Here is a 22,269-nt window from a genome sequence, read left to right as displayed (position 1 = left end):
CTCCACAGAGAGTGCCGGAACGATCTAAAGCCGATCTAGCGGAATCGGGGTCCCCTAGGCACGGCGAAAGGGCGACCCGCCGCGGCGCGGGTCGCCCTTGGAGCACAAAGCCAGTTCAGCCCTTGGTGCGCCGGTTGAACTTGCGCACCGCGAGGAACGAGGCCGCGACGGTGATCGCGCCCCACCAAGCGAGCGCGAGCCACGCCGTTCCCCCGGCGGGAGTGCCGTTCATCAGGGCCCGCACGGCGTCCATCAGGACCGTGAACGGCTGGTTGTCCACGATCACCCGCAGCACGCCGGGCATCGCCTGGGTCGGCACGAGTGCGCTGGAGGCGTACGGCACGAACACGAGGATCATGCCGAGTCCGCCGGCACCCTCAACCGTCTTCGAGATCGAGCCGAGCAGCACCGCCAGCCAGAAGACGCCGGCCGCGAACAGGACCAGCAGGCCGATCGCGGCGAGCCAGCCCAGTGCGCTGCCGCCGGGGCGGAAGCCGATCGCGAAGCCGATCGCCACCATGATCACGAACGACACCAGGCTGCGCAGCATCCCGGCGGCGACGTGGCCGACGAGCACGGCCGGGCCGAACATCGGCATCGAGCGGAAGCGTTCGACGAGGCCCTGGGTGAGGTCCGCGGCGACGCCGACGACCGTGGTCGTCGAGTTGAAGCCGATGCTGATCGCCAGCAGGCCGGGCACCAGGTAGTCGACGTAGGCCATGCCGGGCACGTTGATCGCGGGCCCGAACATGAAGCGGAACAGCAGCAGCAGGACGATCGGCAGCGACACCGCCTGCAGCAGCATCTCCGGATTCCGCGTGATGTGCTTGACGTTGCGCCCGATCAGCACGCGGAAGTCGGACAGCACCGTGGCCAGCCCGGCGCTCTCGGGTGCCGCGGGGATCTGCGTCCCCTCGGTTTCCCTGGACAAGGTCTGGGTCATCACTTCGCTCCCGCGGTTGAGGTGAGGGTGTGGAACACGTCGTCGAGCGTCGGTTCGGACAGCTCGATCCCGGCGGGCTCGAGTCCCGCGTCGGCGACCCGGTTGAGCGTCGCCCGCACCTGGCCGGGGTGGTCGATCGGGACGCTGACCGTCTCGTCCAGCAGCACGCCGCCGGTGACCTGCTGCGCGCGGCCCGCTTCGGCGACCGAGGCGAAGGTCAGCTTGAGCCGTTCGGTGCCGACCCGGCGCTTGAGCTCGGTGGCGGTGCCCTCGGCGACGACGCGGCCCTTGTCGATGACCGCGATCCGGTCGGCGAGCTGGTCGGCCTCGTCGAGGTACTGCGTGGTGAGCAGGACTGTGGTGCCGCCGTCGAGCAGCTTGCGGATCGCGTCCCACATCGCCGCGCGGCTGCGCGGGTCGAGGCCCGTGGTGGGCTCGTCGAGGAACAGCACCGGCGGCGACGTGATCAGGCTGATCGCGAGGTCGAGGCGGCGCCGCATGCCGCCGGAGTACGTCTTCACCGGACGGGTCGCGGCTTCTTCGAGGTCGAACTGCGCGAGCAGTTCGGTGGCCCGCTGCTTCGCCCGCGCGATCGGCAGGTGGAACAGCCGCCCCATCATTTCCAGGTTTTCGCGGCCGGTGAGCAGTTCGTCGACCGCGGTGTTCTGTCCGGTGAGGCCGATCTGCTCGCGGACCTTGCGGGTGCGCTTGGCGACGTCGTGACCGTTGACCGTCACGGTGCCGCCGTCGGCCTCCAGGAGGGTGCTGAGGATCCGCACCGTCGTGGTCTTGCCGGCGCCGTTGGGGCCCAGCAGCGCGAACATCGTGCCCCGCTCGACACTGAGGTCGACGCTTTCCAGGACGTCGACATCGCCGTAGGACTTGCGCAGCCCCCGTGCTTCGATTGCGTAGCCGGTGACCATCGGGTTACCTCTCCTCGGTTCGGTCAAGCGGGGAAACTGTCGGGATCAAGTGGGCCACAGCGGCCGCGAGAGCGGCAATACCGGCCGGGCCCGATAGGGGTGGGCTAATCGTCGTCCCCACCCCCGATTGCCATGCTGATCAACGCGTCGGTGTCCAGCTCGTCGATCGTGTCCTCGTCCACTGCGGACGATTCGTCTTCGAAGTGCTCGGCCTGTTCCGTGATCTGGATCCCGGCTAGTTCGAGCAGCCCGTCCAGCAGGCCCGCCGAACGCAGCCGCTCCAGCGGGATCGCCGCCAGCGCGTCCCGGATTCCCTGGTCCGACAAAGGTTCCGGCTCGGCTTCGGCCGGGGCCAGCTCGGTGACCAGGTGCTCGGCGAGGATGCGCGGCGTCGGGTAGTCGAAGATCAGGCTCACCGGAAGCTTCAGGCCGGTGACGAGGCTGAGCTTGTTGCGGAACCCGGTGGCGGACAGGGAATCGAAGCCGACCTCGTTGAACGAGCGGTCCGCTTCCACCGCCTCCGGACCGGCGTGCCCGAGCAGCGTCGCCGCGTGCGTGCGCACCAGGGTGAGCACGGTCGGCACCCGCTTGCCCGGCGGGAGCGCGCCGAGTTTCTGCGCCAGCGATTCGGTGTCCTCCACGGCGTCCTGAGCCGCGCGTCGGCCACGCGTGCCGGCGAGTTCGCGCAGGACGGCCGGGAGGTCGTCGTCGCCCGAGGAAGCCAGTACGCGGGTGTCCAGCGCGATCGGCACGAGCAGCGGTTCGGGTGAACCCGCTGCCGCGTCCAGCAATCGAAGACCGTCCTCAGTGGACAGCGCGGTGATGCCGGTTTCGCCGATGCGGTGGGCGTCCGCGTCCTCCAGTGCCGCGCCCATGCCGCCGCCCCACAGGCCCCAAGCGAGCGAGGAGCCCGCGAGACCCTCGCGTCGGCGGCGGACCGCCAGCGCGTCGAGGTAGGCGTTGGCCGCGGCGTAGCTGCCCTGGCCCGGTGCGCCGAGCACGCCGGCGGCCGAGGAGAACAGGACGAACGCGGTCAGGTTACGGTCGCGGGTCAGCTCGTCGAGCGTTGCCGCGGCGTCGACCTTCGGGCGCAGGACGTTGTCGAGGCGTTCTGGCGTAAGGGAAGTCAGAACACCGTCGTCCAGGACACCCGCCGCATGCACGACTCCGCGCAGGTCGATTCCGTCCAGCAGAGCAGAAACTGCCGTGCGGTCTGCCACGTCGCAGGCGGCGAGCGTGACTTCGGCACCGAGACCGATCAGTTCGTCCCGCAGTTCGGTCGCGCCTGGTGCGTCTGCACCGCGACGGCTGAGCAGCAGCAGGTTCTGCACGCCGTGTTCGGTCACGAGGTGTTTCGCGACTGCGCCGCCGAGCGCGCCGGTCGCGCCAGTGATCAGCACCGTGCCGTTGGGATCCCAGACCGGGGCGGCTGCCGCGTCAGCGGCCCGTTGCAGGCGTGGCACCAGCACCGCTCCGGCGCGGAGAGCGACCTGTGGCTCGTCCGATGCCGACACTGCGGCAAGGGTGCGGCCGCTAGGGGTTCCGGTTCCGAGGTCGACCAGGGTGATCCGGTCCGGGTGCTCGGCTTGCGCCGAACGGACCAGTCCGGCCACCGCGGCTCCGACTGGGTCGGGGCTTTCCTCGGCGTCGGCCGCGACCGCGCCTCGGGTGACCACCAGCAGCGAGCCTTCCGGACGGCCGAGGAACGTCTGCAGTTCGCCGAGGACCCGGTGCAGTTCCGCGTGCACGTCGTCGCCGGCGACGGGCAGCACGACCAGGCCGGAGGCGTCGCCGATGCCGGTCGTGGCGGTGGCTCCAAGGGCGTCGGTGAGGCCGAACGGATCGTCGCCGACCACGGTCCAGTCGGTGACTTCGGCGACCGCGTCGAGGTCGGTCTGCTCCCACGCGACTCGGAACAGGGACTCCGTGCCACCGGTTTCAGCGGCCTGCGGTTGCGCGGACATCGGGCGCAGCAGCAGCGAATCCACCGAAGCTACCGGCGCACCGGTGGCGTCGGCGATCCTCAGCTCCGCAGCACCTGAACCGATCTGCTTCACGTGCACCCGTAGCGTCGTCGCGCCGACTGCGTGCAACCGAACGCCTTCCCACGCGAACGGCAGTGCCGGTTCGTCGCCGACCGCGCCCGAGACACCGATGGTGTGCAAGGCGGCGTCGAGGACGGCCGGGTGGATGCCGTAACGGTCCACATCGGACACTGTGGCGGGCAGCTGGATCTCGGCGAACGCTTCGCCGTCTCCCTTCCAGGCAGCGACGAGGCCGCGGAACGCCGGGCCGTACGCGAGACCGTCGGCGGCCAGTTCCTCGTAGGTGCCTTCGAGTTGGACCTGCTCGGCGGCGGGCGGCCAGGCGGAGAGGTCGAACTTCTCCGACTTGCCTGCCTTTGCGAGACATCCGGTGGCGTGCCGGGTCCACGGGACGCCGTCCGCCGCGCCTTCCGGTCGCGAGTGGACAGTGAAGGTCCGGACGCCGTTTTCCGCGGCGTCGAGCGCGAACTGGACGCGCACGCCGGTCCGCTCCGGCACCACCAGCGGGTACTCCAGCGTCAGTTCGTCCAGGCGCGGGCATCCGGCCTCGTCGCCGGCCCGGATCGCCATCTCGACGAAACCGGTGCCGGGGAACAGGATCGAGCCGCCGACGACGTGGTCGGACAGCCACGAGTGCGTGCCGACGGACAGCCGCCCCGAGAACAGGAGACCCTCCGCACCAGCCAGCTCCGTCGCAGTGCCGAGGAGCGGGTGGTCTTCCTGGCCCGGTGCGGTGGCCGTGCTCTCCAGCCAGTAACGCTGGCGCTGGAACGGATACGTGGGCACCGGCACCGGGTGTGCACCGGTGGGCGCGTAGATCGCCGACCAGTCGACGTCGACGCCGCTGACGTGCAGCTGCGCGACACCGGTGAGCGCCGCGACGGCTTCGTCCTGTTCCTTGTGCAGGAGCGACGCGAGCACGAGACCGTCCGGACGCTCGTCGAGGCAGGCGTCGGCCATTGCGGTGAGCGTGGTGTCCGGGCCTAGTTCGAGGAACCGGGTCACGCCGTCCGAGGCGGCCCGGGTGACCGCGTCGCGGAACTGCACACCTTCGCGGACCTGGTTCACCCAGTACTCCGGCGAGGTCAGGTCGTCGGCGGGTTCGCCGGTGACCGTGGAGATGATCGGGATCCTCGGCTCCGTATAGGACAGTCCTTCTGCGACAGTGCGGAACTCGGCGAGCATCGGGTCCATCAGTCGCGAGTGGAACGCGTGCGAGACTCGGAGTTGCTTGGTGCGCTCGAACTTCGCTGCCACCTCGGCAACCGTTTCCGCGGCACCGGAGATGACGACTGCGGTCGGGCCGTTCACCGCGGCAATGTCCACAGCGTCCCCAGCGGCTTCGCGAACCGCATCGGGCGTCCCGTCGATTGCGACCATCGCGCCGCCGGTCGGCAGGGCCTGCATCAGCGCGCCCCGGGCAACCACTAGCTTCGCGGCGTCGGACAGCGAGAAGACGCCAGCGCAGTGCGCAGCGGCGAGTTCGCCGATCGAGTGTCCGGCCAGCAGATCCGGCTTCACGCCCCAGGCTCGGACTGTGCGGAACAGTGCGACTTCCAGTGCGAACAACGCTGGTTGCGTCCAGCGGGTCTCGTCGAGGCCGTCGCCGCTTTCGATCACTTCGCGAAGCGGACGGTCGAGGTGCTTGTCGAGTTCGGCGCACACCTCGTCGTAGGCCTCAGCGAACGCCGGGTACCGCGCGGCCAGCTGCGCACCCATCTGTGCGCGTTGCGAACCTTGGCCCGCGAACAGGAACGCGGTACGGCCGCTGCCGGTGGCGGTGCCGCGGACGACGCCGCGTGCGTCCTCCTCGTCCACCAAGGCCGCCAGACCGCGCACGAACTGCGGCGAACGGCTGCCGATCAGCACCGCGCGGCGGTCGAAGGCACTGCGCGCGGTCGCCAGCGAGAGGCCGATGTCGGCGAGGCTGCCTTCCGGGTCCTCGTCCACATAGGACATCAGCTGCTCAGCCTTGGCGCGCAACGCCGCTGCGCCACGGCCCGAGACGGGCCAGGCGACCGGACCGTCGTACTCCGGACCCGTCGAGGCGGTGACCTCACGGCGGTCGCCTTCCTCCAGGATCACGTGCGCGTTCGTGCCGCTTACGCCGAAGGACGAGACGCCGACGCGTCGGGTGTGGCCGTTCGGCAGCCATTTCACCGGCTCGGCGAGCACTCGCACCGCGCCCGTGGACCAGTCGATCTCGCTGGACGGCTTGCCCACGTGCAGCGTCGCGGGGAGCTCGCCGTGCCGCATCGCTTCGATCATCTTGATCACGCCTGCCGCACCCGCGGCGGCTTGGGTGTGCCCGATGTTCGACTTCACCGAACCGATCCACAACGGACGGTCCGCCGACGTCTGCGTGCCATATGTCGCCAGCAGCGCCTGGACTTCGATCGGGTCGCCGAGCTTCGTGCCGGTGCCGTGCGCTTCGACGGCGTCCACATCGGACGGTTCCAGCCCGGCGTCGGCCAGCGCGGCGCGGATCACTCGCTGCTGCGCGGGACCGTTCGGCGCGGTCAGGCCGTTCGACGTGCCGTCCTGGTTCACCGCACTGCCCTTGAGAACCGCAAGCACCGGGTGGCCGTTGGCGCGCGCGTCGGAAAGGCGCTCCAGCACCAGCACGCCGACGCCTTCGGACCAGGTCGTGCCGTCGGCGTCGTCGGAGAACACCTTGCACCGGCCGTCTGCCGCGAGGCCTTGCTGGCGGCTGAATTCCACAAAGGTCTCCGGCGTGGCCATCACCGTGACGCCGCCGGCCAGCGCGAGCGAGCAGTCGCCGCCGCGCAGTGCCTGTGCCGCCATGTGCATCGCGACCAGCGAAGACGAGCACGCGGTATCGACGGACACGGCCGGGCCTTCGAGGCCGAGAGTGTAGGAAACCCGGCCGGTGACGATCGATCCGGCACTGTTCGCGCCCACGTAGTCGTGGTACTGGACGCCGGCGTACACGCCGGTCGGGCTCCCCTTGAGCGAGACCGGGTCAATCCCGGACCGCTCCAGCGCCTCCCAGGACGCTTCGAGCAGGAGCCGCTGCTGCGGGTCGATCATCGGCGCTTCCTTCGGCGAGACACCGAAGAACGTCGGGTCGAAATCGCCCGCGTCGTAGACGAATCCGCCGCGTGCGACGTAGGTCGTGCCGGGACGGCGGCCGGTCGGGTCGAGCAGGCCGTCGATGTCCCAGCCGCGGTCGGCAGGGAAGTCCCCGATCGCATCGCGACCCTCGGCGACCAGTTCCCACAGCTGTTCCGGCGAGGTGACGCCTCCGGGCAGACGGCAGGCCATACCGACGATCGCGATGGGCTCATCCGAGTTGTCCTTAGTGGACACCGTCTTGATTTCGACCGCTGTGCCCGCGAGTTCGTCGAGCAGGTGCGCGGCGAGAGCGGTCGGCGTCGGGTGGTCGAAGATCAGTGTGGCGGGCAGCCGCTGACCGGTAGCCGCGGTGAGGCCGTTGCGGAGTTCGATCGCGGTCAGAGAGTCGAAGCCGAGCGATTGGAACTGTGCCGACGGCTCGATTTCGTGTGCTGCACGGTAGCCGAGCACGGTGGCGGCATGGCTGCGCACCAGTTCCAGTACCGCGTCACGACGGTCTTCTTCCGGCAGACCCAGCAGCCGTGCCGCAAACGAGTCCACAGAGGACTCGGCAGCGGCGGCGACCCGGCGCGTGGCGCGACCGACGAGCTGTTCCAGCGTGCGCGGAAGCCGGTCGAGTTTGCGCAGCACCGGAAGGTCGAACTTCGCCGGGACGGCGGTCGGCTTGCGGATGGCGATGGCGCGGTCGAACATCGCCAGACCCTCCGCAGTGGACAGTGGCACGATGCCGCTGGCCGCGAGTCGCTGCACCTCCTCTTCGGTGAGCGTGCCGCCCATGCCGCCGACCTCGCCCCACAGGCCCCAGTCCAGCGACAGACCCGGCAGGCCGTGCGCGACGCGGTGCGACGCGAGGGCGTCCAGGTAGGCGTTGGCCGCGGCGTAGCTGCCCTGACCGGGTGCGCCGAGCACGCCGGAAACCGACGAGAACAGCACGAACGCGGACAGCGCGATCTCGCGGGTGAGTTCGTGCAGGTTCAGCGCGCCGTCGACCTTCGGCGCGAGCACGGCGTCGACCCGCTCGGGGGTCAAAGCGGTGACCACGCCGTCGTCGAGAACGCCAGCGGCGTGCACGACCGCGGTGAGCGGGTTCTCCTCCGGCAGCGACGCCAGCACGCCGGCCAGCGCCTCGCGGTCGGCCACGTCGCAACGCTCCAGCCGGACGTCGACCTCGCTTTCGCTCAGCTCGGCGGCCAACTGGTCGAGAGCGGGCGTGATCCGGCGGCTGAGCAGCAGCAACCGGCGGACGCCGTGCTCGGCGACCAGGTGCCGGGCGAGCTTTCCGCCCAGCGCGCCGGACGCGCCGGTGACCAGCACCGTGCCGTGCGGGCAGAAGTACGGCCGCTCCAGCTCCGGTGTCGTGCGGACCAGCCGGGGCACGAGGACGGTGCCGAGCCGGACCGCCGCCTGCGCCTCGCCCGAGGCCAGGACCTGCGACAACACCGCTTCCGGCGTGGTTTCGGCGTCGAGGTCGAGCAGGACGAAAGCGTCCGGGTTCTCCTCCTGCGCGGAGCGGACCAGGCCCCAGACCGCGGAGGCGGCGAGGTCGGTGACGTCCCCGGCGGCCGGGACCGCGCCGCGCGTGATCACGACGAGCCGGGCGTGCGAGGGGTGCTCTTCGGCCAGCCAAGACTGAAGCGCGGCCAGTACGCGGTGGGTCAGCTCGTGGGTCTCCGCTGCGGTGCCGGATTCGCCGATGCACTCGAGAAGCTGGACATCGGCAGTGTCCACAGTGGCTTCGACGGCCGCCGACCGCTGCCACTCAATCCGGTACAGCGGGGCGGCCTGCTCGGCGACCGGGGCGGCGAACGCGCGGAACACCGTCTCGGCGACTGTCGCGACCGGAGCGCCGGTCGGGTCGGCGAGGGCGATGGTGAAACCGTCCTCTGTGGTCGGTGTGAATCGCACGCGCAGCGCGGACGCACCGGTGGCGTGCAGCTCAACCCCGGTCCAGCAGAACGGAACCCGGCCGACGCCGCCGTCACCGCCGCCAGCGACGCGCAGCGCGTGGGTGCAGGCGTCGAGAGCGGCCGGGTGCAGGCCGAAGCGGTCGGCGTCGCTGTCCTCCGGCAACGCAACTTCGGCGAAGATCTCGCCGTCGCGCTGCCAGACTGCTTGCAGGGAGCGGAAAAGCGGGCCGTAAGTCAGGCCAGTGTCGGCGAAATCGTCGTACAGACCGTCGATGGCAACCGACTCTGCACCGGCGGGCGGCCACTCGGTCAGCTCAGTACCGCCGCGGGCCGACTGCGGAGCGACGCTGCCGCTTGCGTGCAAGGTCCAGTCGGCGTTGTCGTCCTCGGGTCGCGAGTGGACAGTCACCGGGCGGACGTCGCGCTCCCCCGCCGCGCCGACGGTGACCTGCACCTGGATGCCGCCACGGGCGGGCAGGACGAGCGGGCTGCCCAGGGTCAGTTCCTCGATCCGGCCGGAGCCGACCTGGTCTCCGGCGCGGACGACCAGTTCCAGGAACGCCGTGCCAGGCACAGTGACCGCGTCGCCCAGCTGGTGTTCGGCCAGCCACGGATGGGTTTCGACGGACAGCCGGCCGGTGAGCACGACGCCGTCGGTGTCGGCGAGCGCGACGGCCGCGCCGAGCAGCGGGTGGCCGGCGGACGTCAGCCCGGCGGCGGTCACCTCGTCGCGGTTAGCGCGGGCGTCGAGCCAGTAACGCTTGCGCTGGAAGGCATACGGCGGCAGGTCGACGCGCTGGGCACCACGGTCAGCGAAGATCGCGGCCCAGTCCGGAGCCAGCCCGCTGACGAACAGCTCGGCCAACGCGGTGAGTGCAGCGGCCGGTTCTTCGCGGTCCTTGCGGAGCACCGGGACCACGAGCGCGTCGGATGTCTGGCGGATCAGGGCGGACAGAACGCCGTCCGGACCGACCTCGACGAAGCGTCCGACGCCTTGTGCGGCAAGGGTTCCGACGCCGTCGTGGAACCGGACCGCGGCACGGACCTGGCGCACCCAGTAGTCCGGAGTTGACATGTCGACATCGGGGCCGACCGTGGAGACCAGCGGGATTTCCGGCTGGTGATAGGTCAGGCCTCGGGCTACGGCGGCGAACTCGGCGAGCATCGGTTCCATCAGCGGCGAGTGGAACGCGTGCGACACCTTGAGCTTCGAAGACTTCCGCCCGTCGAACGTGGCCACCACGGCGGCGACGGCGTCCTCGGTGCCGGAAAGCACCACGGAGTCCGGGCCGTTGATCGCGGCGATGCTGACGTCGTCAGTGAGATGCGGCGTGACCTCGTCTTCGGTCGCCTGCAGGGCGATCATCGAACCGCCGGCCGGCAGGGCCTGCATCAGGCTCGCCCGCGCGGCCACCAAGGTGGCGGCGTCGGCCAGCGAGAAGACTCCGGCGACGTGTGCGGCGGCGAGTTCGCCGATCGAGTGGCCGAGCAGGAAGTCCGGCTTGATCCCCCACGACGCCAGCAGGCTGAACAGCGCCACCTCGATCGCGAAGAGCGCGGGCTGGGTGTAGCCGGTCTGGTTGATCAGTCGCGGTTTCTCGAACAGGACTGTCTTGAGTGGACGGTCGAGGTGCTGGTCCAGCTCGGCGCAGACCTCGTCCAGCGCCGCGCGGAAGACCGGGAACGCGGCGGCCAGCGCGGCCCCCATCCCGGCCCGCTGCGCGCCTTGGCCGGAGAACAGGAACGCGGTCAGTCCTTCCGCCTGCGTACCGGTGACGACGTCCGGAGTGGCGACACCATCCGCGAGCGCGGCGATGGCCTGCTTCGGGTCCTCGGCCAGCACGACCGCGCGGTGCGACAGCGGCGACCGCGACGTGGCGAGCGAAAAGCCCAGGTCAAGCGGGGTCGCAGCAGAAGAAACCAGCTGCGCGGCCTGTGCCCGCAGCGCCGCACTGCCGTGGCCAGCCAACGGCAGCGGAACCGCGACGCCCTCCGGCCAGCTCGGCATAACCGGCGCAGCGGTCTCCACCGCAGGCGCTTCCTCCAGGATGATGTGCGCGTTGGTGCCGCTCACGCCGAACGACGAAACACCCGCACGGCGTGGGCGTTCCCCCGCCGCCCACGGACGCTCGGTCCGCAGCAGCTCCACCGCGCCGGAGGTCCAATCGACCTCTGTGGACGGTTCGGTGACGTGCAGCGTGCGAGGCAGCAGACCGTGCCGCATCGCCTGCACCATCTTGATCACGCCGCTGACACCCGCCGCCGCCTGCGCGTGGCCGATGTTCGATTTGATCGACCCGAGCCACAGCGGCTCGGTGCGGTCCTGACCGTAGGTGGCCAGCAATGCTTGCGCCTCAATGGGATCGCCCAGCGTGGTGCCGGTGCCGTGCCCCTCGACTGCGTCCACATCGGACGCCGACAGCCGAGCGTTGGCGAGCGCCTGCCGGATCACCCGCTGCTGCGAAGGACCGTTCGGCGCGGTGAGGCCGTTGGACGCGCCGTCGGAGTTCACCGCGGAGCCGCGCACGACCGCGAGCACCTGGTGTCCGTTGCGCTGGGCGTCGGAAAGCCGCTCCAGCAGCAGGGTTCCCGCGCCCTCGGCCCAGCCGGTGCCGTCCGCGCTGTCGGAGAACGCCTTGCAACGACCATCCGCGGCAAGACCGCGCTGACGGCTGAACGCGAGGAACGGGCCAGGGCGCGACATGATCATCACGCCGCCCGCCAGCGCGAGCGAGCAGTCCCGCTGGCGCAGCGACTGGACCGCCAAGTGCAGCGCGACCAGCGAAGACGAGCACGCGGAGTCGATCGTGACGGCCGGACCCTCCAGGCCGAGCGCGTAGGCGATGCGGCCGGAAATGACCGAGCCGGCGTTGCCGGTGCTCAGGTAGTCCTCGACCTCGCCCGCGAGCACGGACGGCGGCAGCTCGTCGTAGTAGTCCTGCCCGCCGCTGCCGACGAACACTCCGACCTGCTGTTTCGCCAGCGAATGCGGCGCGATGCCGGCCCGCTCGAAGGTCTCCCACGCCAGCTCCAGCACGATCCGCTGCTGCGGGTCCATCGCCAGCGCCTCGCGCGGCGAGATGCCGAAGAACGGCGCGTCGAACTCGCCCGCTTCGTGCACGAACCCGCCTTCGGAGACGTAGCTCGTGCCAGGGCTGTCCGGGTCGGCGTCGAACAGCCGGTCCAGCGCCCAGCCGCGGTCGGAGGGGAACTGTCCGATCGCGTCGCGGCCCTGCGCGACCAGCTCCCACAGGTCGTCGGCGGACCGGACGCCGCCGGGGTAACGGCAGCCCATCGCCACGATCGCGATCGGCTCGGATTCGGCGGCCTCGACCGCGCGCAGCCGTGCCCGCGTCTCCTGCAGGTTGGCGGTGACCCGCTTCAGGTAGTCGACCAGCTTGGTTTCTTCGGTCCTGGCTTCGTCAGACATCTGGAGAACCTCTTGTCGCAGAATCAAGGGCGGGTGGTCAGGCGCCGAGCTCGTCGTCGATGAGGGCGAACAGTTCGTCGGTGGTGGCCGCTTCGAGCGCTTCGGCGCCGGATTGGCCGCCGGACAGCGTCTGGTGCAGCGCGGCGACGACCGCCTGCAGCCGGGGCAGGATGCGGGACCGGTCGATCTCCGCGGCGTCGAGCGCGGCGGCGGCCGCTTCGAGCCGGTCGAGCCCGGCCTCGAGCGGGACCTCCGTCTCGCCCGCGCACAGCTGGCTCCACAGGTGCTCGGCCAGCGCCTGCGGGTTGACGTGGTCGAACGCGACCGTGGCGGGCAGCTTCAGCCCGGTGCCGGCGCCGAGCCGGTTGCGCAGGTCGACCGCGGTCACCGAGTCGAAGCCGAGTTCCTTGAAGGCCCGCGCGGGTTCCACCGCACCGCCGTCGTCATATCCGGCGACCGCAGCGACCTCGCCGCGCACCAGGTCCAGCACGGTCCGGCGCTGTTCGGCCGGGCTCAGCGACGCCAGCCGGGTGGCGAGGTCGCCCGCGCCGACCGGTTCGGCGTCGGTCTGGTCCGCCGCCGCCTCGGGGATGCCGCGCAGCAGCGGGCGGGGCCGGGCGAGCTGGTAGACCGGTGCGAACGCTGCCCAGTCGATGTCCGCGACGACCAGCTGGGACTCGTCGTGGTCGAGCGCCTGGCCGAGAGCTTCGACGGCCAGCCGCGGGTCCATCTCGGCCAATCCCATGCGGCGCAACAGATCGCTCGCGTCCGCGTCGACCATCCCGCCACCGCCCCAGGAACCCCAGGCCACCGCGGTCGCGGTACGTCCGGCTGCGCGACGGCGTCGAGCCAGCGCGTCGAGGTAGGCGTTGCTGGCACCGTAGGCGGGCTGGCCGGAGGTGCCCCACACCGCGGCGCCGGAAGACATCAGGACGAACGCGTCGAGATCGGTGTCGCCGAGCAGCCGGTCGAGCAGCGCGGCGCCGGTGACCTTCGCGCGGATCGCGGCGGTGAACTCCTCCGGCGTGACGTCGACCAGCGCGGGTTCGCGGGTCAGCACTCCGGCGGCGTGCACCACGGCGGTCGGCGGGTGCTCGGCGAGCAGTTTGGACAGCGCCGCCTCGTCGGCGACGTCGCAGGCCACGACGGTGACGCGGGTATCGGACAGTTCTTCCACCAGCTCGCGCGCGCCTTCGGCTTCGAGGCCACGACGGCTGGTCAGCACCAGGTGCTCCGCGCCTCGTGCGGCGAGCCAGCGCGCGACGTGGCCGCCGACCGCGCCGGTGCCGCCGGTGATGAGCACGGTGCCGCGCGGCTGCCACGGCTCGGCGACATCCGGGCCGAGCGGTGCGTGGACCATCCGCTTCGCGAAGACTCCGGACGGCCGGATCGCGACCTGGTCCTCGTCGTTGATGCCGGACACGACGGCGGCGAGCTTCGCGGCGTCTGATGCATCGGTGATATCAACCAGACCGCCCCAGCTGCCAGGCTGGTCCAGGGCGACCACGGTGCTGAGGCCCCATACCGACGCGGCTTCGGGGTCGGCGTCAGAGAAGGCGTCGACGGCGACCGCGCCTTGGGTGACGACCCACGCCGGAGCGTCGATCTCGTTGTCCCGCAACGCTTGTAGCAGTGCGATGGTGGTGAGTGTCGGGTTCTCGTCGAAGGCGAGCAGCGAGAGAACGCCGTCGAACGGACGGACTGCGGTTGCTTCGCCGAGCAGTTCGGCCAAGGCCGCGCGGTTGTAGTCGGTGGCGACCAGGCGGACGACGTCGCCCTGTTCGGCCAGCGAATCCGCCAGGTCAGCTGCTTTGGCCACCCCGGCCGGGACGACGATCAGCCAGCTGCCGGTGAGTCCGCTGGCAACGCCGGACAGCGGGGCCCACGAGACGCGGTACCGCCAAGAGTCCACCGTGGACAGTTCAGTGCGGCGGCTGTGCCAGGCGGCCAGTGCCGGGACGACCTCGGCGAGCGGGCCGGTCCCGACGCCGAGCCTCGTGGCGAGCGCGTCGACGTCGCCGCCGGTCACGTCCTGCCAGAACTCCTGGTCGGCTACCGGGGCTGAGCTTTCGGGGGCAGCTGCTTCCTCTTCGTGCCAGAAACGCTTGTGCTGGAACGGATAAGTCGGCAGGTCGACGATCTGGCCGCCGGGGACCAGCGAGAGCCAGTCGACCGAACCGCCGCGGACCGAGTACTCCGCCATCGAGGTGGCGAACCGGGTCAGGTCGCCCTCGTCGCGCCGCAGTGTGCCGACGACCGAACCAGTGTGTCCGGTTTCGTCCAGCGTCTCCTGGATGCTCATCGCCAGCACTGGATGCGGGCTGATCTCCACGAACCTCGTGTAGCCCGCCTCGGCCAGCTGAGCGACGACCGGAGCGAACCGGACCGTGCGGCGGAGGTTGGCGAACCAGTACGCGGCATCCACAGTGGACTCTTCGACCGCGTCGAGGGTCACCGTGGAGGTCATCGCGACGTCGCCGCGCATCGGCTGGATCGGGCCGAGATCGGCGAGCAGCCGGTCCGAGAGGTGTTCGACGTGCGCCGAGTGCGACGCGTAGTCCACCGGGACCAGCTTGGCGCGGAAACCTTCAGCCACCAGCTGGTCGCGCAGCTCTTCGAGGGCTTCGGTGTCACCGGACAGGACCGCGGACGTCGCGCCGTTGTCGGCGGCGACTGAGATCCGGCCGTCCCACGCGCCGAGCCGCTCTTCCAGCTCGGTTGCCGGGAGACCCGCCGCGAGCATGCCGCCGCCGCGTCCGCCGAGGATGTCGCCGATCGCCTTGCTGCGCAGCGCAACCACCAGCGCACCGTCCTCAAGCGACAGTGCACCTGAGACAGTCGCGGCGGCGATCTCACCCTGTGAGTGGCCGATGACCATGTCCGGCTCGACGCCGTGCGCGCGCCACAGCGCGGCCAGCGAAACCATGACCGCCCACAGCATCGGCTGTACGACGTCGACCCGGTCGGCCGGAGGCGTGTTCGGCTCGCCGCGCAGGACCTCGATGACGGACCAGTCGGTGAACTTCCGCAGCGCCGTGTCGCATTCGGACATTCGCGCAGCGAAGGCCGGGGACTGCTCGATGAGGTCGAGCGCCATCCCAGTCCACTGTGAACCCTGGCCCGGGAAGACGAAGACGGTACGTCCGCGCACGTCCGCGGTTCCAGTGATCACGTCTGGACGCGAAGCTCCGGAAGCCAAGGCGCGCAACGCTTCCTCAGCCTGCTTGCGGTCCTGCGCGACGACGACCGCGCGGTGGTCCAGCGGCGCACGACCGGCTACAAGCGTGTGTACGACGTCGGCGAGGTCACTGTCCACGCCAGCCAGTTGCCCGGCGGCGTTGGCCAGCGCGACGGGCGTCTTCGCCGACAGAGCCAGCGGATAAACGGGCGCCGAAGGAGCTGCGGCTTCCTCCGCGATGGGGGCCTGCTCCAGGATCACGTGCGCGTTCGTCCCGCTCACGCCGAACGACGACACCGCCGCCCGCCGCGGCCGGTTCACCTCGGGCCACGCCTGCGGTTCGGTGAGCAGCTCGACCGCGCCGGACGTCCAGTCGACGTGCTTCGACGGCGTCCCGACGTGCAACGTCTTCGGCAGCCGGGCGTGCTGCAGCGCCTGCACCATCTTGATGACGCCCGCAACGCCAGCGGCGGCCTGCGGGTGGCCCATGTTCGATTTGATCGACCCGAGCAGCAGCGGCGCACCGCTGCTGCGCTGTCCGTAGGTTTCCAGCAGCGACTGGGCTTCGATCGGGTCACCCAGCGCAGTTCCCGTGCCATGCGCCTCGACAGCGTCCACATCGGACACTGACAGCCCAGCGTCCACGAGCGCGGCCTCGATCACGCGAACCTGCGAAGGACCGTTCGGCGCGGAGAAGCCGTTGCTGGCCCCGTCTTGGTTCACCGCCGAACCGCGCAGCAGCGCGAGCACGCGGTGCCCGTTGCGCTGTGCATCGGAGAGCCGCTCCAGGACCAGCACGCCGACGCCTTCCGCCCACGAAGTGCCGTCGGCGTCGTCGGAGAACGACTTGCTCCGGCCGTCCGCCGCGAGACCGCGACGGCTGCAGAAGTCCACGAACATCTCCGGCGTGCCCATCACCGCGACGCCGCTCGCCAGCGCGAGCGAGCAGTCGCCGCGACGTAGCCCTTGCGCGGCCATGTGCAGCGCGACCAGCGAAGACGAGCACGCGGTGTCCACCGACACCGACGGTCCTTCGAGGCCGAGGGTGTAGGAAACCTGGCCGGACACCAGGCTGCCGTCGGGGCTGCCGCCGCTGTAGTCGTGGTACATCACGCCGGCGTAGACGCCGGTCGAGCTGCCTTTGAGCCCGTGCGGGTCGAGCCCGGCGCGCTCGAACGCCTCCCAGGACGCTTCGAGCAGGATCCGCTGCTGCGGGTCGGCGCGGCGGGCGTCGCGCGGGCTGATGCCGAAGAACTCGGCGTCGAAATCCGCTGCGTTGTAAAGGAAACCGCCGTGCCGGGTGTAGGTCTTGCCGGGCCGCTCGGGCGTCGGGTCGTAGACGCCCTCGATGTCCCAGCCGCGATCGGCCGGGAACTCCCCGATCGCGTCGCGGCCCTCGTCGACGAGCTCCCACAGGTCGTCCGGCGTCCGCACGCCCCCGGGGTAGCGGCAGCTCATGCCGATGATGGCGATCGGCTCCGTGTCGCGCGCCTCCAGCTCGTGCAGCCGGCGGCGGGCCTGCTTGAGATCGGCCGTCGCACGCTTCAGGTAGTCGCGGAGCTTGTCCTCGTTGCTCATGGTCTGCCCGTTCATGAGATGCCCAATTCGTCGTCCAGGACGGCAAACAGCTCGTCGTCGGTGGCCTCGTCCAGATCGGCTTCGGTTTCGGCTCCGGCGTGCGCGTCGGCCCACTTGCGCACCAAGGCGTCCAGCCGCGCGGCGACCTTCGCGGTCGACCCGTTCAGCGTTCCGGCCGCGCCCCCGAGAAGGGTCTCCAGCCGGTCGATCTCGGTCAGCAGCGGTTCGGCCGGGCCGCGGCCCACGCCGAGCAGCTCGTGCAACCGCTTGGCCAGCGCGGCCGGCGTCGGGTGGTCGAACACGATGGTCGCGGTCAGCTTCAGACCGGTCCGCGCGCCGAGCTGGTTGCGCAGCTCGACGGAGGTGAGGGAGTCGAACCCCATCTCCTGGAACGCGCGCCCCGGCTCGACCGCCGCGGCGTTCGCGAAGCCGAGGATCGCCGCGACCTGCTCGGACACCAGGCCCAGCAGGTACTCCTCGCGTTCGGCCTCGGGCACGGTCGCCAACCTTGTCGCGGCCGGAGCCTTTTTGGCCGGGCGGCGAACCATACCCCGGAGGACCGGCGGGAGGTCGTCGGTCCGGGCGCGCAGCGCGGCCTGGTCCAGGCGGACCGGAGCGAGCACGGGTTCGATCGAGGCGAGGCTCGCGTCCAGCAAGGCGAGCGCTTCGGCGGTCGCCATCGGCGGCGTGCCCAGGCGGCGGAGACGGCGGAAGTCCGCTTCGGACAGTTCGCCCGCCATGCCGCCGTCCTCGGACCACGCGCCCCAGCAGAGCGACGTCGCCGGAAGTCCTTGTGCACGACGGTGTTCGGCCAGTTCGTCGAGGAAGGCGTTGGCCGCGGCGTATCCCGCCTGCCCGGCCGCTAGGACCGTGCTGGCGGCGGAGGAGAACAGGATGAACGCGTCGAGGTCGTTCGTCAGCTCGTGCAGGTTCCAGGCACCGTCGACCTTCGGCGCGAAGACGCGGGCCGTTTCTTTCTCGGTGAGCGTTTCGATGCGGCCGGCCGACGGCACGCCTGCCGCGTGGATGACTGCGGAAAGTGGGCCGACGGCTTCGAGCAGGTTCCGCACGGACTCCGCGTCGGTGACGTCGCAGCTTTCGACCGCGACCGTCGCGCCGAGTTCGCTCAGTTCGTCGCGCAGTTCGGCCGCACCGGGTGCGTTCGCTCCCCTACGGCTGGTCAGGACGAGGTTTCGCACACCGTGCTTGGTCACCAGGTGCCGGGCGACGACCGCGCCGAGTCCGCCGGTACCGCCGGTGACCAGGACTTTGTCCCAGTTCAGTTCGGTCGGTTCCGCGGCGACGGTGGCGAATCGCGGGGCGAAGACCTTGCCGTCTCGGACCGCCGCTTCGGGCTCGCCGGTCGCCAGAGCTGTGTCAGGATCGCCGTCGACCAGCGCGAACCGGCCGGGGTTCTCCGCCGCAGCGGCGCGGACCAGGCCCCACGCCGGGGCCAGCGCCGGATCGACGTCCTCGCCATTTACGGACACCGCTCCGCGCGTGACCACCGCGAGCCGACCGTCGCCGTCGAGGGTTTCCTGGATCGCGGCGAGCACCTTCGCGGCGACTGCGCGCGCCGCTTCCGGCACTCGACGCTCCGATGTGGACACTTCGAGGACGCGGAAGTCGTGCTGTTCGCCGAGGTTCTCGACGGACTCCCACGTGACCCGGTGAAGCGTGTCTTTCGCGGGTGCCAGCTTGAGCACCCGTGCGGCGAGAGCCTCGACGGTCAAGACCGGGCCGCCGGTGGCGTCGGCGATCTGCAGAGTGATTGTGTCGGTGCCCGCCGGAGCGACTCGGACTCGCAGCGTCGACGCTCCCGGCGAGTGCACTGTGGTGCCGCTGAAGGAGAACGGCAGCATCGGCTCGGCACCGCCCTCGGGGGCCGGGCCGAGGAGTTGCGCGTGCATGGCGGCGTCGAGTAGAGCGGGGTGGACGCCATAGTCGCGGGCCTCGGCACCGTCGGGAAGCGTGACCTCCGCGTAGATGACTTCGCCGTCTTGCCACATCGCCTGCAGGCCCTGGAAAGCCGGGCCGTAGTCGTAGCCAAGTGCGGCGAGGGTCGTGTACGGGTCGTCCAGCTCGACCTTCGTGGCACCGGCGGGCGGCCACTCGGCGAGGTCGAACGACGGCGCTTCCGTAGTCGGGGCGACGAAACCGCTGGCGTGCCGGGTCCAGGCTTCGGCGCTGTCGTGTCGCGAGTGGACAGTGACCGTGCGTCGGCCGTTCTCGTCCGGAGCCTCGACGGAGACCTGGATCGCCGCGCTTTCGGTGAGAGTGAGCGGTGCTTCGAGGGTGAGTTCCTCGATGTGCGCGCACCCGACCTCGGCAGCGGCGCGGTGCACCAGCTCGACAAATGCCGTCCCGGGAACCAGGACCGTGCCGAGCACGACGTGGTCGGCGATCCAGCCGACGCTGGCGGTGGACAGCCGGCCGGTCAGCACCACCGAGTCGGTTTCCGGCAGGTGGACGACGGAGCTCAGCATCGGGTGTTCGGCGGGCCGCTGGCCGTGCTCGGTCGCGTCGCCGCTGGTCGTGTCGGCGGGGAGCCAGTAGCGGGTGCGGCGGAAGGCGTAGGTCGGCAGCTCGACGCGACGCGCGCCCGGGTAGAAGGCGGCCCAGTCGACCGGGACGCCGCGTGCGTGCAGGGTCGCGAGCGCGGTGACGGCGGTGATCGCTTCACCACGGTCTCTGCGCAGGGCCGGAACGAAGGCGAGGGTGTCGTCGTCGAACCCGTTCTGAGCGGCGGCGGTGAGAACTGCGGACGGTCCAATCTCGACAAACGTCCGGACGCCTTCGTCCACCAGCTTCTCGACCCCGGCGTGGAACCGGACTGCAGCGCGAACCTGACGCACCCAGTAGTCCGGAGTGGACAGATCCTCGTTTACGCCGACAGTGGAGACGACCGGAATCTGCGGCTTCGCATAGGTGAGTTTCTCCGCCACGACGGCGAATTCGGCGAGCATCGGCTCCATCAGCGGCGAGTGGAACGCGTGCGACACCTTGAGCTTCGAAGACTTCCGTCCGTCGAACTCCGCCACCACGGCGGCGACGGCCTCCTCCGTGCCAGAAAGCACCACCGAGTCCGGACCGTTGATCGCGGCGATGCTGACCTGGTCGGTCAGATGCGGCGTGACCTCGGCCTCGGTCGCCTGGAGAGCCACCATCAACCCGCCGGACGGCAACGCCTGCATCAGCCGCGCCCGTGCGCCGACCAACGCCGCCGCGTCCGCAAGCGAGAGAATCCCGGCGACGTGCGCGGCGGCGAGTTCGCCGATCGAGTGGCCGAGCAGGAAGTCCGGCTTGATCCCCCACGACGCGAACAACCGGAACAGCGCCACCTCGACGGCGAATAACGCGGGCTGGGTGAAGCCAGTGCGCTCCAGCTCGGCGGAATCGTCAAGGACTGTCTTCAGTGGACGGTCCAGGTGCGGGTCGAGCTCAGCGCACACGGCGTCGAAAGCTTCTGCGAACGCCGGGTACTTCGCGGCGAGTTCGGTTCCCATCCCGACGCGTTGTGCGCCCTGGCCGGTGAAGAGGAAAGCCATGCGGCCGTTGGTGCGGCGATCACGAACCACCTCACGCGTGGCACCGACGAGCACCGCGCGGTGGTCGAGTGCGGATCTGGTGGTGGCCAAGGAGAAACCGATATCGGTCGGCGAGCCTTCGAGGTCCGAGAGCTGGTTCACCTGAGCGTCAAGGGTTTCGGCGCTGTCTGCGGAGACTGGCCACGCGAGCACCGGCACTTCGACGGGCGCAGCGGCCTCCTCGACAGGCTCGGCCTGTTCCACAATCACATGTGCGTTGGTGCCGCTGATCCCGAACGACGACACCGCGGCGCGACGGGCGCGTCCGACCTCCGGCCACGGGCGGGCCTCGGTGAGCAGCTCGACCTCGCCGGCCGACCAGTCCACATGCGGCGAGGGCGCGTCGACGTGCAGCGTCTTCGGCAGTACGCCGTGCCGGATCGCCTCCACGACCTTGATCACGCCGCCGACCCCGGCCGCGGCCTGGGTGTGTCCGATGTTCGACTTGAGCGAGCCCAGCCACAGCGGCTCAGTGCGGTCCTGGCCGTAGGTCGCGAGGAGCGCCTGCGCTTCGATCGGGTCGCCGAGCTTAGTGCCGGTGCCGTGGCCTTCGACGAGATCAACGTCCGCTGTGGTCAGCCCGGCCGACTCCAGCGCCTGGCGGATCACTCGCTGCTGCGCAGGTCCATTAGGGACAGTCAGACCGCTAGAAGCGCCATCGGAGTTCACCGCGGAGCCGCGGATCACGGCTAGCACCGGGTGACCGTTGCGGCGGGCTTCGGAAAGCCGCTCGACGACGAGGACTCCCGCGCCCTCGCCCCAGCCCGTACCGTCGGCCGCGGCGGCGAATGCCTTGCACCGGCCGTCGTCGGAAAGCCCGCGCTGCTCGGAGAAATACACGAAAGTTTCGGGCGTGGCCATCACCGTGACGCCACCGACCAGCGCCAGCGAACAGTCTCCGCGGCGAAGTGCTTGGGCTGCCCAGTGGAGCGCGACGAGCGACGACGAGCACGCGGTGTCCACGCTCACCGCCGGCCCTTCGAGCCCGAGTGCGTAAGCGACCCGGCCGGAGACGACGCTGCCAGCGGCCGCGTGCCCGGCGTAGTCGTGGTACATGACGCCGGTGAAAACCCCGGTTTCACTGCCGCGCAACGTCTCCGGCACGATCCCAGCGCGTTCCAGTGCGGCCCACGAGGTTTCCAGCAGGATCCGCTGCTGCGCGTCCATCGCGAGTGCTTCGCGCGGCGAGATGCCGAAGAACTCCGGGTCGAATTCCGCTGCGTCGTAAAGGAATCCGGCCTCGCGGGTGTTCGTGGTGCCGGGCCGCTCGCCGCTGGGGTCGTACAGCGTGTCCAGCGGCCAGCCGCGGTCCTCCGGGAACCCGCCGATTGCGTCGGTTCCGGTGGCGACGAGGTTCCACAGGTCCTCCGGCGACGTGACGCCGCCCGGGTACCGGCAGGCCATGCCGACAATCGCGATCGGCTCGCCGTCGCGCTCGCGCGTTTCCTGCAATGCCCGCTTCGCCTCGCGAAGATCGGTCGTCGCGCGCTTGAGGTAGGCGAGCAGTTTGCGCTCGTTCTCGCCCCCGGACTGGATGTCGCTACTCACGCCAATCGCCCCGCCTAACCGCGAAAAGGGTGGA

The 22,269-nt window shown here is 70.4% G+C and carries 4 protein-coding genes and 1 pseudogene; all 5 read right to left on the bottom strand.

Translation table 11 applies throughout. The features are described 5' to 3' along the window. Positions 1–115: 115 nt before the first annotated feature. Complete coding sequence (locus ACZ7OI_RS39235) at positions 116–943, bottom strand: ABC transporter permease (RefSeq protein WP_470269188.1); 828 nt, start codon at positions 941–943, stop codon at positions 116–118. Next, entirely contained in the window at positions 943–1,866 is a 924-nt protein-coding gene (locus tag ACZ7OI_RS39230) for an ATP-binding cassette domain-containing protein (RefSeq protein WP_470269187.1), read from the bottom strand. Before ACZ7OI_RS39230 ends, ACZ7OI_RS39235 begins: the two co-directional genes overlap by 1 nt. A gap of 104 nt (positions 1,867–1,970) precedes the next feature. Then, entirely contained in the window at positions 1,971–12,371 is a 10,401-nt protein-coding gene (locus ACZ7OI_RS39225) for an SDR family NAD(P)-dependent oxidoreductase (protein ID WP_470269186.1), read from the bottom strand. Between the two features lie 10 nt (positions 12,372–12,381). Continuing rightward, positions 12,382–17,070, bottom strand: coding sequence for a type I polyketide synthase (locus ACZ7OI_RS39220; protein WP_470269362.1), 4,689 nt, complete (start codon positions 17,068–17,070; stop codon positions 12,382–12,384). A gap of 41 nt (positions 17,071–17,111) precedes the next feature. Beyond that, a pseudogene (locus ACZ7OI_RS39215) lies at positions 17,112–22,112 on the bottom strand (type I polyketide synthase); the annotation flags it as partial. Between the last annotated feature and the right edge of the window lie 157 nt (positions 22,113–22,269).

It is taken from the genome of Amycolatopsis sp. NPDC114503, assembly GCF_055633655.1.
Note: the sequence above shows the minus strand (reverse complement) of the source record. Positions and strands in the feature narration are given on the sequence as shown.

Coding starts and splice junctions, on each gene's coding strand:
- ACZ7OI_RS39230 (WP_470269187.1), bottom strand. CDS start 1,866: ATGGTCACCGGCTACGCAATCGAAGCACGGGGGCTGCGCAAGTCCTAC.
- ACZ7OI_RS39235 (WP_470269188.1), bottom strand. CDS start 943: ATGACCCAGACCTTGTCCAGGGAAACCGAGGGGACGCAGATCCCCGCG.